This window comes from Candidatus Pelagibacter sp. Uisw_113 (assembly GCF_047717815.1).
In the GTDB taxonomy this organism is placed as follows: domain Bacteria; phylum Pseudomonadota; class Alphaproteobacteria; order Pelagibacterales; family Pelagibacteraceae; genus Pelagibacter.
In genome coordinates this window covers 1,156,243-1,171,780 of record NZ_CP159809.1, presented here as the reverse complement: position 1 = coordinate 1,171,780, position 15,538 = coordinate 1,156,243, and the positions used below count along the sequence as shown (strand labels likewise).

Annotated in this window: 16 protein-coding genes; 4 read left to right on the top strand and 12 right to left on the bottom strand. The window is 28.7% G+C overall.

Annotated features, from left to right (window positions below; all coding sequences use genetic code 11):
* Positions 1-16: 16 nt before the first annotated feature.
* The 9 genes from nadD to metX form a co-directional block, all read right to left on the bottom strand.
* A complete protein-coding gene (nadD, locus tag ABXT39_RS06315) occupies positions 17-559 on the bottom strand; it encodes a nicotinate (nicotinamide) nucleotide adenylyltransferase (RefSeq protein ID WP_415294880.1) in 543 nt (180 codons plus the stop codon).
* Positions 540-1,790, bottom strand: a complete 1,251-nt coding sequence (locus ABXT39_RS06310) for a glutamate-5-semialdehyde dehydrogenase (protein ID WP_415294879.1) — start codon at positions 1,788-1,790, stop codon at positions 540-542. Before ABXT39_RS06310 ends, nadD begins: the two co-directional genes overlap by 20 nt.
* Position 1,791: 1 nt before the next feature.
* The gene (gene proB / locus ABXT39_RS06305) at positions 1,792-2,898 is read right to left on the bottom strand and encodes a glutamate 5-kinase (RefSeq protein ID WP_415294878.1); all 1,107 of its coding nucleotides are present in this window, start codon (positions 2,896-2,898) and stop codon (positions 1,792-1,794) included.
* Entirely contained in the window at positions 2,888-3,871 is a 984-nt protein-coding gene (gene cgtA / locus ABXT39_RS06300; RefSeq protein ID WP_415294877.1) for an Obg family GTPase CgtA, read from the bottom strand. Before cgtA ends, proB begins: the two co-directional genes overlap by 11 nt.
* Positions 3,872-3,900: 29 nt before the next feature.
* The gene (rpmA, locus tag ABXT39_RS06295; RefSeq protein ID WP_271525759.1) at positions 3,901-4,155 is read right to left on the bottom strand and encodes a 50S ribosomal protein L27; all 255 of its coding nucleotides are present in this window, start codon (positions 4,153-4,155) and stop codon (positions 3,901-3,903) included.
* Between the two features lie 12 nt (positions 4,156-4,167).
* The gene (gene rplU / locus ABXT39_RS06290; RefSeq protein WP_415294876.1) at positions 4,168-4,584 is read right to left on the bottom strand and encodes a 50S ribosomal protein L21; all 417 of its coding nucleotides are present in this window, start codon (positions 4,582-4,584) and stop codon (positions 4,168-4,170) included.
* Between the two features lie 65 nt (positions 4,585-4,649).
* Positions 4,650-5,369 (bottom strand): hydroxyacylglutathione hydrolase, encoded by a 720-nt coding sequence (gene gloB, locus ABXT39_RS06285; RefSeq protein WP_415294875.1) that lies wholly within the window; start codon positions 5,367-5,369, stop codon positions 4,650-4,652.
* Positions 5,370-5,966, bottom strand: a complete 597-nt coding sequence (gene metW, locus ABXT39_RS06280) for a methionine biosynthesis protein MetW (RefSeq protein ID WP_415294874.1) — start codon at positions 5,964-5,966, stop codon at positions 5,370-5,372.
* 2 nt (positions 5,967-5,968) lie between these two features.
* Positions 5,969-7,087, bottom strand: coding sequence for a homoserine O-acetyltransferase MetX (gene metX, locus ABXT39_RS06275; protein WP_415294873.1), 1,119 nt, complete (start codon positions 7,085-7,087; stop codon positions 5,969-5,971).
* 190 nt (positions 7,088-7,277) lie between these two features.
* Here metX and hisC point away from each other — a divergent pair, with 190 nt between their 5' ends.
* Together hisC and ABXT39_RS06265 are read left to right on the top strand one after the other, a co-directional pair.
* Positions 7,278-8,360 carry a histidinol-phosphate transaminase gene (gene hisC / locus ABXT39_RS06270; protein WP_415294872.1) on the top strand — a complete coding sequence of 361 codons (1,083 nt, stop codon included), beginning with the start codon at positions 7,278-7,280 and terminating at the stop codon, positions 8,358-8,360.
* Positions 8,361-8,362: 2 nt separating this feature from the next.
* Complete coding sequence (locus tag ABXT39_RS06265; protein WP_415294871.1) at positions 8,363-9,259, top strand: prephenate dehydrogenase; 897 nt, start codon at positions 8,363-8,365, stop codon at positions 9,257-9,259.
* Here the strand turns inward: ABXT39_RS06265 and ABXT39_RS06260 are convergent.
* The 3 genes from ABXT39_RS06260 to ABXT39_RS06250 are packed head-to-tail and all read right to left on the bottom strand — an operon-like array spanning position 9,256 to position 12,816.
* A complete protein-coding gene (locus tag ABXT39_RS06260; RefSeq protein WP_415294870.1) occupies positions 9,256-10,002 on the bottom strand; it encodes an NlpC/P60 family protein in 747 nt (248 codons plus the stop codon). The two genes, ABXT39_RS06265 and ABXT39_RS06260, sit on opposite strands and share 4 nt — an antisense overlap.
* Positions 9,992-11,368 (bottom strand): AmpG family muropeptide MFS transporter, encoded by a 1,377-nt coding sequence (locus ABXT39_RS06255; protein WP_271525774.1) that lies wholly within the window; start codon positions 11,366-11,368, stop codon positions 9,992-9,994. Before ABXT39_RS06255 ends, ABXT39_RS06260 begins: the two co-directional genes overlap by 11 nt.
* A gap of 2 nt (positions 11,369-11,370) precedes the next feature.
* The gene (locus tag ABXT39_RS06250) at positions 11,371-12,816 is read right to left on the bottom strand and encodes a TrkH family potassium uptake protein (RefSeq protein WP_415294869.1); all 1,446 of its coding nucleotides are present in this window, start codon (positions 12,814-12,816) and stop codon (positions 11,371-11,373) included.
* 90 nt (positions 12,817-12,906) lie between these two features.
* Between ABXT39_RS06250 and ABXT39_RS06245 the strand changes: the two genes are divergently transcribed.
* Both ABXT39_RS06245 and ABXT39_RS06240 read left to right on the top strand, forming a co-directional pair.
* Positions 12,907-14,469 (top strand): lysine--tRNA ligase, encoded by a 1,563-nt coding sequence (locus ABXT39_RS06245; RefSeq protein ID WP_415294868.1) that lies wholly within the window; start codon positions 12,907-12,909, stop codon positions 14,467-14,469.
* Positions 14,469-15,521, top strand: a complete 1,053-nt coding sequence (locus ABXT39_RS06240; protein WP_415294867.1) for a quinone-dependent dihydroorotate dehydrogenase — start codon at positions 14,469-14,471, stop codon at positions 15,519-15,521. Before ABXT39_RS06245 ends, ABXT39_RS06240 begins: the two co-directional genes overlap by 1 nt.
* Positions 15,522-15,538: the final 17 nt, after the last annotated feature.

The window sequence follows — 15,538 nt, the reverse complement described above, 5'->3', positions numbered from 1 at the left end:
AATACATTTAACCTTATCAAATTTTTCTTAATTGAGAAGATGAAATATTAACCTTTTTAAAATTAATAAAAGATAGTTTTTTTTTATTTACACCATTAAAGGTAACAGACTTTAGTGATTTAGCTTTATATCCCTGTCGATCAAATACAAGAAGGTTACATTTTTTAATAATAGATTTCCATTTATGCCATTTATGAAAATTGATTAGATTATCAGCACCCATAATGAAATAAATCTCAAATTTTTTATTTTTATCTAGATAGTTGATGAGGTCGATTGTTTTATTGGAAAGAACTTTTTCTTCATAAAACTTAACTTTAATAAAATCATTTTTACCAATAAATTTTTTTGCAAATTTTATTCTATTTTTTAAATCTGTTTTACTTGTGTTTTTAAATGGGTTTTGTTTGGTAATTGCCCATATAATATTTTTTAATTCTAATATTTTTTTAGCCTGTTTAGAGATTTCTAAATGGCCTTTGTGGGCAGGATCAAAAGTTCCCCCCAAGATTCCAATTTTTGTCTTTTTTTGTTTTAAGTTATTTTCTAGTTTTACCATTACTAATAATTTCGTATTTGTATGAAACGAGCTGTCCTAATCCCACAGGTCCTCTTGGAGGCAAAGTGTTTGTCGAAATGCCAACCTCTCCACCAAAACCGAATTCACCACCATCAGCAAATTGAGTAGATGTATTATGCATTGCTATAGAACTTTTAACATTTTTTAAAAATTTATTTGCAGTTTTTTTATTTTTAGTAATGATAGAGTCGGTGTGCATAGTTCCATATTTGTTAATATGATTAATAGCATCTTCACAATCTTTGACTGTTTTTACAGAAACTGCTGCTGATAAATATTCAGTAGACCAATCTTTTTCTTTTGCTGGATAAATTTTCCCCTTGTAATATTTTTTTAAAAAACGGTCTCCATAGATCTTGCAATTATTTTCTTCTAACTTTTTTAAAATTGGGTTACAAAATTTCTTAACAATTTTTTCATGTATTAAAATTGTTTCAGTAGCCCCACAAATACTAGTGTTTCTTAGCTTGGCATTATAGGTGATGTCTGTAGCCATCTTTAGATTAGCATCCTTATCAATAAAAGTATGACAAAGGCCTTCCAAGTGACCGATAATAGCGACACTTGAAAATTGTTGAACTCTTTTTACTAAATTTTTTCCACCACGAGGTATTATTACATCAATATAATCTTTCATTTTTGAAAGCATAAAGTCGACCATTTTTCTGTCTTTAGAATTTATAAATTGAATAAAGTTTTCATTCACTTTATTTTCTCTAAGAGATCTTCTAAATAGTTTTGCTAAAATTTTATTAGTATTTATGGCCTCAGAGCCACCCTTTAAAATTACAGCATTTCCAGATTTGAAGCATAAGCTTGCAACATCAGATGTAACGTTGGGTCTACTTTCGTAAATAACACCTATAACACCAATAGGTATAGACACTCTGCTAATTGTTAAACCATTTGGTCTACGCCATTTTTCTAAAGTAGTATCAACAGGATCTTTTAAGTTAGCAATTATATCTATAGAATTTTTTATACCTATTAATTTTTTTTCATCAATAGTTAATCTTTCTATTAGATTGCTTTTTAAGCCTTTGCCAAGAGCAAATTGAATGTCTATTTGGTTAGCTTTAAGTATAGACTGTTTTTCTTGACCTAATAAGAAGGCATATCTTTTTAAAATTTTATTTTTAGTTTTTGAATTAATTTTATCAAGTGATGCTTTTCTTGCATTTTGACCTATTAATCTCATATATTTACTCATTTTATACCTCTACTATATCATCTTTATGAATTACTTCTGATTTAGAAATATATCCTAGTAATTTTTCTATCTCTTTTGAGTGGTGACCCATAATTTTTTCTATTTCATTCGATGAAAAAGAACTAAGTCCTCTTGCGCATTCATAATTATTTCTATCTAAAACTTTGATGTGGTCACCTTTACTAAAACGGCCAGACACTTTTTTTATTCCTGCTGCTAATAAGCTTTTACCATTTGAAAGTGCCTGTTTTGCACCGTCATCAATAATAAGTGCACCTTTAGGTGAAATAGAGCTAATAATCCATTTTTTTCTAGCAGCCAATTTTGAAACTTTAGGTAAAAACCATGTGCAATTATTCTCTTCAGTTATTTTTTTAATGGGTCTGCTCAATAATCCATTTGCTATTACCATTTGGCATCCTGATAATTGACAGATTTTTGCAGCATCTATTTTAGTCTTCATACCACCTGTGCCATGCTCACTAATACTTTTGGTGGCTATTTTTTCTATATCTTTATCTATATTTTTAATTTCTTTTATTAATTTTGCATTTTTATATATTTTTGGATTGTGCGTATAAAGACCGTCTACATCAGAAAGCAATATAAGTGAGTCTGCACCTGATATTTGTGCAACACGAGATGCTAATCTGTCATTGTCACCATACTTAATCTCTGAAGTAGCAATAGTATCATTTTCATTAACTATTGGCACAAAGTCTAGTTTAAATAAGTTATCAAAAGTTCTTTTTGCATTGAGGGCTCTTCTTCTTTGTTCTGTGTCTTCCAAAGTGAGAAGAATTTGAGAAATATTAATTTTCAATTTAACAAATATTTCTGAGAATAAATTCATTAGTTCAATCTGCCCAATAGATGCAACAGCCTGACTTTTATCAATCTTAAGGTTTTTTTTGCTTATATTTAGTTTTTTGCAACCCATTGCTATTGCCCCTGAGCTTACAATAATAATTTTTTTATTCTGCTTTATTAGTTCCTGAATATCTTTAGCAAATTCAGTAAGCCATTTTTTTCTTACTTTTTTTTTATCATCTATTAACAAAGATGAGCCAATCTTAATTACAATTATTTTAGAATCTTTAAGATACATAGGAGAGTAATTTAGCTTTAATTTTAGATATTGAGCCTTTTTCTAATGTTGAGAGTGTAACCACCTCAGAATCTTTATTTTTAGAAAAATTCTTTAAAATTTCTCTCACCTCTTCTTCCTCTAATAAATCTGTCTTATTTAATACAATTATTTCTTTTTTTTCTAGTAAATCTTTACTGTAACTCCCTAGCTCATTTCGAACTTGTTTATAGGTATTTTCAAGGTCTTCATCAGTAATATCTATTAAATGCATTAAAGTTTTGCATCTTTCTATGTGTTTTAAAAATTGAATACCAAGACCTACACCTTCATGTGCACCTTCAACTAATCCAGGGATATCAGCTAGAGTTATTTCCTTATCATCATAACTTGCAACACCAAGATTTGGATTTAGTGTTGTAAATTTATAGTTTGCAATTTTAGGCATCGCATTTGTAATGGCAGCTAGTAAGCTTGATTTACCTGCGTTAGGTAATCCAACAATACCAACATCAGCAATAGTTTTTAATTGAAGCCAAATTACATATTCTTCACCGATTGCACCTTTAGTAAATTTTTTTGGAGCTCTATTAGTGGAACTTTTAAATCTAGTGTTTCCAAGGCCACCTTTGCCACCATTAGCTACAATAAATTCTTCACCTTCTTTTTTAAAATCATAAATTAAAGTTTTATTATCTTCTTCAAAAACTTGTGTACCTATTGGAACTTTTAAAAATAAATTTTCTCCACCATGACCTGTACGATTTTGTCCAGAACCATTTACTCCTCTTCCTGCTTTATGGTGTTGTTGAAATCTATAATCGATAAGAGTATTTAAATTTCTTTCTGATCTTAGGAATATGGTACCACCTTTACCTCCATCACCACCATCAGGTCCACCGTATTCAATAAATTTCTCTCTACGAAAACTAGGAGAACCATGCCCACCATTGCCGGCCTTTATATAAATTTTTACTTGATCTAAAAACTTCATATTACAACTGTTAGTTTTTAGTTGTACTACTAATTGGGTTTTACGGAAACGAATGTTCTGTCTAATCTACCTTTTTTAAATACTACTTTTCCTTCAACAACAGAAAAAATTGAATGATCTTTTCCCATGCCCACATTTTCACCAGGAAAAATTTTAGTTCCTCTTTGTCTAACAATTATATTTCCAGGAATCACTACTTCACCACCATATTTCTTAACGCCAAGTCTACGACCAGCACTATCTCTTCCGTTTCTCGATGATCCACCTGCTTTTTTTGTAGCCATAATTTACCTAATTTATTTATTAACTGCTTCAGCTTCTACTTTAGCTTCAACCTTTTCAATTTTTTTAGTTGGTTTAACCATTTTTTCTGCTTCAGATAAAATTTTACCATCTTTAGAAAATATTTTACTAATTCTTATTAATGAATATTGCTGTCTATGACCATTCTTTCTTCTAGAATTTTGTCTTCGTCTTTTTTTGAAAATTAATATTGTTCTATTTTTTCCATTTTCAACAAGATCTGCTTCAACTTTCGCACCCTCAACTGTTGGTGATCCAACTTCAATACTTTTGTCATCTCCGTAAGCTAAAATTTCTTTAAACTCTATCTTAGTTTCAAGTTTAGAATCTTCTAATCTTTCAATTTTAAGTATTTCTCCAGCCTTTACTTTGTACTGTTTTCCACCTGTTTGTATAATTGCGTATGACATTGTTTAATCTATTTTTTATAATCAGCAATATAGTCGGGGACTTATTATAGTCAAGTCCGAATAAGCTAGAAATTGTCCTTTAAATCCCTCAATTTTGAAAAGGTTTCTTCTGTATCAGATCTAAGAAAAATATTACATTCTAATTCCTCTTTAATAGTGGACGGAATAGTAGGTAGGTTATTTTTTAATTTTTCATCTATATCTTTAATCTTAATTTTAAGGTTTTCATTGTCTTGGTCATGAGTAATACAAAATTTAGAGTTTTGTTTAGTATATTCATGTCCACAATAGATCCTTGTTTTTTCTGGCAGTGCTTTTATTTTCATTAATGAATTATACATCTGTGAGTATGTTCCTTCAAAAATCTTACCACAACCAAGCGAAAAGAGGGTGTCTCCTGTAAAAACAGATTCTTCATTATAAAAATAAAAACATATATGACCAAGGGTATGACCGGGTATGTGAAATATTTTAGCCTGGAAATTTTCTTCGTGCCAAATGTCTTGATCACTGACCAGTATATCTATTCCTGGAATTCTATTCTTGTCTCCTTTATATCCAATAATACTAGCTCCATATTTTTCTTTTAATTCTATATTACCCCCCACATGATCATAATGATGATGTGTATTTAATATATATTTTAAATGTATATTTTTATCTTCTAAATATTTGATGATAGGCTTTGCTTCACTGGGATCAATCACACATGCTATATTTTTAGTTTTATCAATAATTAGATAAGAATAATTATCTTGTAAGCAGGGTATTATCTGAATTTCCATTTAACTCTTAATTAAAAAAATACCTAGTTCTGCTGATAAATTTTTAATATTTAGATTAAGTTTATTAATAGAAGATATTTTTTCGTTATGTAGAGCTAATGAATTATCTAATTTAATTCTTCTATTTTCACAAAAATTATAAAAATCTTTTATGGTACACATATGAAGGTTAGGGGTATTATACCACTCATCAGGCAGATTTTTTGTAATTGGCATTGTTCCTTTAATTAATAGGTGAAGCCTAACTTTCCAAAAACCGAAATTAGGTATTGTAACAATAGCTTTTTTACCAACCCTCAATAGCTCTTTGATAACTATTTCAGGATTTAAAAATGCTTGCAGTGTTTGACTTAAAATAACAAAATCAAAGGAGCCGTCAGGAAATTGTAATAGATCTTTTTCTGCATCACCCTCAATAACAGTTAGTCCTTTTGATAAACATTTTTGAACATTATCTTTTGAAATTTCTATTCCTCTTATATCTATTTCCTTATTATACTTAAGATATTCCATTAATATGCCATCTCCACAGCCCACATCTAAAACCCTAGTATTTTTTTCAATTAGATCAGAGATTATTTTAAATTCTTGTTTCATGTTTATTTTTTAGAGTAAGCTGTTTTAATATAATCACCTAGAGTATTTAAAAATTTAGGAACTTCTAAAAGGAATGAATCATGTCCTTTATCAGATTCAATTTCAACAAATCCGACATCAGCACCTATGGCATTTAAGGCTATAACAATTTCTTTGTTTTCAGAAGTTGGATAAAGCCAATCAGAAGTAAAAGATATAATAAGAAACTTAGTTTTAGTTTTTTCGAATGCTTTAGATAAATTACCACGATGTTCTTTGATTAGATCAAAATAGTCCATCGCTCTTGTTATATATAGGTAGCTATTGGCATCAAATCTATCAACAAATACAGATCCTTGATATCTTAAATAACTTTCTATTTGAAAGTCTGCATCAAAACCAAATTTTAGGTCATCTCTTTCTTGCAACTTTCTTCCAAATTTTTCCTGTAGACCATTTTTAGATAAATAAGTTATATGTGCAGCCATTCTGGCAACAGACAATCCTTTATTAGGATTTTTATTTTGATTGGAATAGTCACCATTTTCCCAATTAGCATCAGCCATAATCGATTGTCTGCCAAGTTCATTAAAAGCAATGTTCTGCGCTGAATGACTAGCTGTGCAGGCTATTGGAATAGCAACTTTTGCTTTATCAGGAAAGTTATTAACGAACTGAAGTGTCTGCATACCACCCATTGATCCACCCATAACAGCAAATAATTTATCAATGTTAAAAAAACTTAAGAGATTAAATTGTGCATTAACCATGTCATTAATAGTGATGACAGGAAAAGTGGTACCATATTTTTTATTAGTATCGGGGTTAATTTCACTAGGACCATACGAACCCATACATCCACCAATAACATTTGCACAAATTACAAAATATTTATCAGTATCAATGGCTTTACTAGGTCCAACAGCATATGACCACCAACCCTCTTTTTTAGTAATTGGATTTATTCCAGAAACAAATTGATCACCAGTTAAAGCATGAAAAATAAGAATAGCATTATCTTTCTTCTCATTTAGAGAGCCATAAGTTTCATAAGCCAGAGAATAATTATTGATAGTTTTACCACAATCTAATTTTAATGGTTTATCAATTATAATATTTTTCATGTTCACATTTTTATTCATAAATATTAGCTAAATTTGAATTGTGAGACAAAAAAACTTATTTAGCGGTTTTTTTAAGCGCTCGCAATTCAGTTAAATCAGCGCATATTTTTTGTACTAGATAGTATTTCTTATGTCAATTTTTTTTAAAAATGACTTATTCTATATGAAAGGATAATATTTTATTTATAAGGTAAATTAAATTAATAAAATGACAGTTCCAAAATTTAAAGAATTCAAAATAGAAGCTTATAAACCAGGTAAGTCAAATATAGCAAAAATACGAAATGTTATAAAATTATCAGCAAATGAGTCAGCTCTTGGTGTTAGCCCAAGAGTAAAGAAAATTTTACAGAATAAAAAATTGTTAATATCAAAATATCCAGACGGTAAGGCAAAAAACTTAAGAAAAGAAATTTCAAAGAAATATAAGTGTGATTTTGAGAAGATAATTTGTGGTGCAGGGTCAGATGAAATTATTCAAATGATTTGCCAGTTATACTTAAAACCATCTGATGAAGTGATTGTTCCTCAATATAGCTTTTTAATGTACAGGATATATGCTCAAATAGTGGGAGCAAAAGTTGTTTTTTCTAAGGAAGAAAATTTTAAAGTTTCAATAAATGAAATTATTAAGAAAGTAACAAAAAAAACTAAACTTGTATTTATTGCCAACCCTAACAACCCAACAGGAACATACTTAAGTAGGGTAGAGCTAATAAACTTAAGAATGAAATTGAATAAAAATATTTTACTAGTTTTAGACGATGCGTATTTTGAATATATGAAAAATAAAGATTATAAATCTGGTTTAGATTTATTTAAAAATTTGGATAATGTTGTTGTGATAAGAACTTTTTCAAAAATATATGGACTGGCCTCGTTAAGAGTTGGCTGGGGTCATGGCCCCAAGAAAATTATCTCTGCAATGAATTTAATTAGACCTCCATTTAATGTAAATCAAGTCGCACAGATGGCAGCAATAGAAGCTTTAAAAGATAGAAACTTTATTAATCAATCTGTGAAACATAATATCACAGAAGCAAATAAAGTTAGAAATGATTTAGAAAAACTAAAAATTTTTTCAAATGAAGTAACAGCTAATTTTTTGCTGTTAAATTTTGATAAATGTAAATTTTCAGCTAATTATATTTTTAACAAACTGCAGTCAAAAGGAATTATATTAAGATCTACAGAGGATGGATATAATATTAAAAACAAATTAAGGTTAACAATTGGATCTAAAAAAGAGAATATGAGATTCATAACAACGATCAAGACTATCTTTAATTAATTATGAAAAATATTTTAATTATAGGCTGTGGTTTAATTGGCTCTTCATTGTTAAGATCAATATCTGAAAAAAAAATAGCTAAAAAAATATTTGTCTATGAAAAATCAAAATCAAATATTTCAAAAATAAAAAAATTAAAATTACCATGTGAAATTATAGATGATTTAAAGAAAATTATCCCAAATCTAGATTTAATAATATTTTGCACCCCACTAGGAGAATATGAAAAAATAATTTTAGAGATAAATAGATATTTATTATCTAAAACTATTATTACAGATGTTGGATCATCTAAAGAAAAGTCTATGGACTTAATTAAAAGAAAATTGAAAAAAGGAATTTTTTGGACATCCAGTCACCCTATTGCAGGGTCAGAAGTTAGTGGCCCAGAAAATGGGGTAAAAAATTTATTCCTTAATAAATGGTGCATATTAATAAAAGAAAAAAATACCAACAGAAAACACCTTCTGATACTTACCAAGTTCTGGAAAAAAATTGGTTCAAATGTTGCAATTATGGACTCAAAAAAACATGATACGGTTTTTTCTATGACAAGTCATTTACCTCATTTAATTGCATATAATTTGGTTAAAACAGCGACAGATTTTGAAAAACAACAAAAGTATGAATTAATTAAATTCAGTGCAGGTGGTTTGAGAGATTTCTCAAGAATTGCAGCATCTAATGAAATTATGTGGAGAGATATTTTTTTTAATAATCAAAAAAATATTTCAAAAGCTATTGATTTATTCATTAAAAATTTACGTTCATTTAAGAGAGATATTCAATCTAAAAATAATAAGTCCATTATTAAAAAATTAGTTAATACTAAAAAGGTTAGAAAGAAAATAATTAAGTTGAAACAAGATATTAACAAGCCAGACTTTGGAAGAAGTTAATATTTTATAGAGGATATTTTTTTTACGATTAACTTTGCTGTTCTTTCAATTCTATTTATTGTCTCTATTATATTCATAATCAAAACTTTCTTTTCTGGACCATATGCATGAATTAATTTTTGAGAGTTAATACAAACAGCAACATGACCTTTCCAAAATATAATGTCTCCTTTTTTAAACACTCCACCATTATTTTTTTGTATTGAATATTTAATTTGATCTTTTGTGTCTCTTGGATAAAATTTATTATTATAGTAAAAAAATAATTGTAAAATAGCTGAGCAGTCTATACCTCTATAAGTTTTACCACCCCAAACATATTTAGTTTTTAAAAAAAATTTTAATATTTTTAAATAATCTTTTTCTATATGATTAATATTTTTTACATCACTTTTTTTAATCCATTTATTTTTTTCAAATTCTATAAATTTTTTACTTTCTTGAATAACTGAGATTCTTGATGCAAAAGGTAAAAAATATTTTGTCTTATTTTTTTGTTTATTATAAATATTTGCTTTTAGAATAAATATTTTATGTGTTGGCTTATGATCTTCAGTGTAATCTTTGTTTTTTATGTATCCAATATAATTATCATATAAAACTTTTATTTTTATCCAGCTTTTATTCTTAGATATAATTTTAAATTTTTCCCCATACAAAATTTGAGAAGTAACTTCAGAAACTACATCAGGTTTTTTATAGATATCTGATAAAGGTTTTTTATAAACGTAATTATTTTTCACGAAGTTTTAATTTATCTTTAATAAACCACAAACAAATCAATGAGGGTATTACCATGATGGCTGTAATGATAAAAAATACTCCCCAATCTCCATTAAGCCAATCTACTAATGCTCCAGATGATGATGCAAGTGTAGTTCTGCCAGCAGTCCCTATCGATGCAAGTAACGCGTATTGAGTTGCGGTATATGTTCGGTCTACTAATAATGAAATAAATGCTACAAATGCAACTGTTGCAAAAGCTGCGGCTATATCATCAAATATGACTGCTACTGCGAACAATAACTCAGATTTATCACTCCATGCCAAGACTGTGAATAATAAATTAGTTGCTGCCATTAATATTCCTGCAACAAACATTGCTTTTAAAACGCCAGATCTAATTACAAAAAGTCCACCCAGCAATGTAAATATAACTGTAGTAATCCATCCTAAAGTTTTTGAGTAAATTGCAATGTCACCTTTAGAGAAGCCTATTTCTTTATAAAAAACTATCGACATACGTCCAAGAAAGGCCTCACCAATCTTGAATAAAAAAATAAAGCTTAAAATTCCAATAGCAATTGAAAAACCATTTTTCTTAAAAAAGCTTATTATAGGACCACCTAACGTACTGCTTATCCAGGCTATAAAATTAGTTATAATATTTTTTGATCCAAGTTTGCTTTCTATAAGTTTATCTGTTTCTTTTTGCTTCTTTTGCCTGTCAGTAGAAAGAGGTTCATGAACAAACATTAAACCTATGTTCATTAAAATTACCACAACTCCTAAAATTAAAAATGTAATTTGCCAGTAATTAGTAACACCAATATTCTCTAAATATTCTGCTGTAAATAAAGCTATTACACCACCCAATTTATATCCACTCCACCATCCAACAACAGCCATCGCAGCACCAGCTGCCATTGATTTGCTTTCATGCTCACCTATTTGTTCAATTCTTAAGGCATCAACGGTAATATCTTGTGTGGCTGATGCTATAGCAATAACTAAACCAACCGTAATCAGTAGTGCAAGATTTTCAGTGGGATTAATAAAACTCCAAGTAACAAGACAAGTTAAAATTGCAATTTGCATTAAAACTATCCATCCTCTTCTATGCCCAAGTTTTTTTGTTAGGTACGGTACTTGAAATCTATCAATAAGAGGGGCCCATAAATAGTTAAAAGCGTAAACTGCAAATATTAAACCTGCCCAACCAATTGTTGATCTACTTAAACCCTCTTCCTTAAGCCATAAACTCAAACTACTTCCTATGAGAACCCAGGGAAACCCAGAAATAGCCCCAAGCAATAATATTCTAAGCATTCTTTTATCTAAGTAGATAGAAAAAGTTTCTGAGAGTGATTGTTTTTTTATTTCAATCATAATTAATTTCTCCAAAAAGAAGGTAGAAACAATACCAGTATAGCAAACAATTCTAATCTACCCAATATCATTCCAAGACTTAAAATCCATTTAGATATTTCGGGTATATTTGAAAAATCGCCATTAGGGCCAATTGTAGAGCCTAACCCTGGGCCAACATTAGAAATTGATGTGGCAGCACCTGAGATTGAGGTTACAAAATCTAAGCCACTTAAAGATAAAAATGCAGTTATCAAAAAAAATATAACCAAGTAAAGAAAAATAAAAGAGATAATTGAAGCCATAAATTTATCATCTACTTTATTTTTATCATATTTAATTATAAATATACCTCTTGGATAAATAATTCTTTTCAATTGATTAACAATAAATAGATATAAAATTTGAATTCTAAAAATTTTAATTCCACAAGTTGTTGAGCCAGCACAACCACCAATAAACATTAGAGTTAAAAAGAAAATTAGTGGAAAATTTCCCCATCTATCAAATTCTCCGGTGACATATCCCGTACCAGTTAAGATAGAAATAACATTAAAAATAATTACTCTTATATTAATTTGAGAAAAATCTTTATTTTGAAAAAGTGAATAAATAAAAAGTAGAATAATTGAAAAAATAATTATCTTAATAAATGATTTAATTTGGACATCAGAAGTAAATATTTTTTTATTACCATTTAAAAATTTTATATAAGCTATGAAAGGTAGGCTACCCAGTATAATAAAAACCATCGATGATATTTCAATGGGTAAACTATTAAAATATCCAATAGATTCGTTATAATTTGAAAAGCCACCTGTTGCTATTGTAGTCATGGAGTGAGTTAGGCTATCAAAAATATTCATACCAAAAATTTTATAGGTAACAGCACAAAGTGTTGTTAACACTAAATATACGTAAATTAATCTAAGAGATATTTCCTTAGATTTTGGTAATAACTTTTCTGAAGAATCGTTACTTGAAATCTTAAATAACTGCATTCCCCCGACGTTCATTATTGGCATTAGAGTTATTGCCATTACAATAATACCAATTCCTCCTAACCATTGAAGCATAGCTCGCCATAAAAGTATTGATCTAGGCGCACCCTCCAAGTTTGAAATAATTGTAGACCCTGTCGTGGTAATACCAGACATACTTTCAAAAAAAGAATCAGTAATGGATAGTTCAAGAGTAGAAAAAATAAAAGGTAAAGAGCCAAATATTGCAATACTCAACCAAGAAAGAGCGGTTAATAAGAATGCTTGTTGTAAGTTTAACTTTTTGTCATGGTTTAAATTTGTCAAAAAAAATAAAACACCAAATATTATTGAAACTATAGAAGCCCCAATAAAAGAAGAATCTAGTTCAGAATAAATAAATTGGGCTAAAATTGGAATCATCATAGAAATTCCAAGAATAATTTGCAAAACACCCAAGGTAAAAAAAACAGTTTTATAATTAGACATTTTGATAGAACATTATTTTATGGTAAATAAATTTCAACTCTATAAGAATTAATAAAAACACCAAATATAAGATATTTGTTATTAAACAAAGTGATTGAAAAAGATAATTTAGATAAAACTAACGCATGGCCTTTTGTTGAGGCAAAAAAATTGCTGCGTGAAAGAAAGTCTTTTATTGCTAAAAAGGGTAAAATAATCTTACAAACAGGTTATGGTCCAAGTGGGTTGCCCCATATAGGTACATTTGGTGAAGTTGCAAGAACATCGATGATGGTTAATGCTCTAAAACAACTCACTGACACACCAACAGAAATCATAACTTTTTCTGATGATATGGATGGCTTTAGGAAAGTTCCAGAAAATGTTCCAAATCAAGAGCTCTTAAATAAAAATCTTCATAAGCCTTTGACTCAAGTGCCCGATCCATTTGAAAAATTTTCAAGTTTTGGTGAGCATAATAATGAAATGTTAAAAGATTTTTTAAATAAATTCAATTTTGAATATAACTTTCAAAGTTCTTCAGTTCTTTATAAGGGTGGTTTTTTTAACCCCACATTACAGATAATCTTAGAAAATTATCAAGGTATTATGGATATAATTCTTCCAACACTAGGAAAAGAAAGACAAAAAACTTACAGTCCATTTTTACCAATTTGTCCAGATACTGGTAAGGTTTTAGAAATTCCAGTTTTAGAAATCTTAAAAGAAAAATCTAAAATTATCTTTGATCATAATGGAAAAAAACTTGAGGTAAGTATTTTAGATGGAAATTGTAAATTACAATGGAAAGTGGATTGGGCAATGAGGTGGTATGCTCTCGATATAGATTTTGAAATGTATGGAAAAGATTTAATAGAAAGTGCAATATTATCTTCAAGAATAGTTAAATTGATTGGCAAAACAAACCCATCTGGCTTTGCTTACGAACTATTTTTAGATGAAAAAGGTGAGAAAATTTCAAAGTCAAAAGGTAATGGGATTACTATTGATCAGTGGTTAGAATATGCGTCTCCTGAAAGTCTTTCATTGTACATGTATCAAAATCCTAAAAGAGCAAAAAAACTATACAAAGAAATAGTTCCAAAAACAGTTGATGAATATTTAGATTTCGTGGAAAAAGCTAAAAATCAAAATGAATTACAGCTACTAATGAATCCAGTTTGGCATGTACATAATGGATTAATTCCTAAAGAAGATACTATTATGAGTTTTTCAATGCTTTTAAATTTAGTGGAGGCAAGTAATGCAGATTCCAAGGAATTACTTTGGAAGTTTGTAAAAAAATATAAAAAAGATATCTCAGAAAAAGATCATATAATTTTTGACAATTTAATTGGCTACGCTATTAAATACTTTAACGATGTAATCAAACCTCAGAAAAAATATAAGAAACCAGATTCAAACGAAAAAATTGCATTAGAGGCTCTAGTAAAGACTCTTGATGATTGTAATGATGCAATGTTACCTGAGGATATTCAAACATTAATTTACTCAACTGGAAAAGAAAATGGATATTCAGAAAATCTACGTGATTGGTTTAAATTGATTTATGAAGTCGTATTTGGAGATGAAAATGGTCCAAGAATGGGCTTTTTTATAAGCTTCTTTGGAGTTAACGAAACTAAAAAATTAATAACAGAAAAAATAAAATAATGTTTTCAAAATTCAGATCACTAATTTTTAAAATTGATCCTGAAACTGCTCATAATTTAGCAATTAAGTCTTTAAGATTAAATTTGACACTAAGTTTAAAGGATGAAAATAAAGATGATCCAATGTTCAAGACTAAACTATTTGGCAAAGAAATAGATAACCCAATTGGAATGGCTGCTGGATTTGATAAAAATGCAGAAGTTTATAATTCTTTATTTAAACTTGGATTTGGGTTTGTTGAGGTGGGGACCGTTACACCACTCAAACAGTATGGAAATCCAAAACCAAGAGTATTTAGATTGGTGGAAGACGAAGCACTTATAAATAGATTAGGATTTAATAATTTAGGTTCAGAAAGTGTAAGTAACAGAATTCGATCAAATTTAAATAAGGGCTTATTGGGAATTAATATAGGTCCAAATAAAGATAGTGATGATAGGCTAAATGATTATTTAATTGGTCTTAGAACCTTTCATGATATCGCTGACTATATTACAATTAATATTTCCTCACCTAATACAGAAAACTTAAGAAGTTTTCATGATGAAACTAAATTTGATGAATTAATGAATTTAGTTAAAGAAGAAAAAATTAAGCTTAAATCTAAAATACCAATTGTTGTAAAAATTTCTCCTGATATTTCAGATGAACAAATTGAAGTATTAAGTAAAATATTGTTAGAACATAAAGTAAGTGCAATAATTGTTTCAAATACAACTGCAGGAAATAGAGGTAAATTAAACAATATACTGAAACATCAAAAGGGTGGTTTATCTGGAAAACCTCTTGAAGAAGAGGCCAATAAATTAATAAGTAAGTTTTACAGATTATTAAAAAATAAAATTGAAATTATTGGAGTAGGTGGTGTGGACTCAGGAGAAAGTGCACATAGAAAATTTTTAGCTGGTGCAAGCTATGTTCAATTATATACTGGTATGGTTTTTCAGGGCCCCAATATTGTTGGAAAAATAAAAAAAGAGTTAAAAGAAATATTAATTACTGATGGGATCGAGAATTTTAGAGAAATAATAGGCAAGAAACAGCCTAATTAAAGCTAATAAACTTGACG

What these genes read in the sequence shown, in the direction of transcription:
- cgtA (WP_415294877.1), bottom strand. Translation starts at nt 3,871, where the DNA reads ATGAAGTTTTTAGATCAAGTAAAAATTTATATAAAGGCCGGCAATGGT.
- metX (WP_415294873.1), bottom strand. Translation starts at nt 7,087, where the DNA reads ATGAATAAAAATGTGAACATGAAAAATATTATAATTGATAAACCATTA.
- rplU (WP_415294876.1), bottom strand. Translation starts at nt 4,584, where the DNA reads ATGTCATACGCAATTATACAAACAGGTGGAAAACAGTACAAAGTAAAG.
- ABXT39_RS06250 (WP_415294869.1), bottom strand. Translation starts at nt 12,816, where the DNA reads ATGTCTAATTATAAAACTGTTTTTTTTACCTTGGGTGTTTTGCAAATT.
- ABXT39_RS06265 (WP_415294871.1), top strand. Translation starts at nt 8,363, where the DNA reads ATGAAAAATATTTTAATTATAGGCTGTGGTTTAATTGGCTCTTCATTG.
- gloB (WP_415294875.1), bottom strand. Translation starts at nt 5,369, where the DNA reads ATGGAAATTCAGATAATACCCTGCTTACAAGATAATTATTCTTATCTA.
- metW (WP_415294874.1), bottom strand. Translation starts at nt 5,966, where the DNA reads ATGAAACAAGAATTTAAAATAATCTCTGATCTAATTGAAAAAAATACT.
- ABXT39_RS06255 (WP_271525774.1), bottom strand. Translation starts at nt 11,368, where the DNA reads ATGATTGAAATAAAAAAACAATCACTCTCAGAAACTTTTTCTATCTAC.
- proB (WP_415294878.1), bottom strand. Translation starts at nt 2,898, where the DNA reads ATGTATCTTAAAGATTCTAAAATAATTGTAATTAAGATTGGCTCATCT.
- nadD (WP_415294880.1), bottom strand. Translation starts at nt 559, where the DNA reads ATGGTAAAACTAGAAAATAACTTAAAACAAAAAAAGACAAAAATTGGA.
- ABXT39_RS06240 (WP_415294867.1), top strand. Translation starts at nt 14,469, where the DNA reads ATGTTTTCAAAATTCAGATCACTAATTTTTAAAATTGATCCTGAAACT.
- rpmA (WP_271525759.1), bottom strand. Translation starts at nt 4,155, where the DNA reads ATGGCTACAAAAAAAGCAGGTGGATCATCGAGAAACGGAAGAGATAGT.
- hisC (WP_415294872.1), top strand. Translation starts at nt 7,278, where the DNA reads ATGACAGTTCCAAAATTTAAAGAATTCAAAATAGAAGCTTATAAACCA.
- ABXT39_RS06310 (WP_415294879.1), bottom strand. Translation starts at nt 1,790, where the DNA reads ATGAGTAAATATATGAGATTAATAGGTCAAAATGCAAGAAAAGCATCA.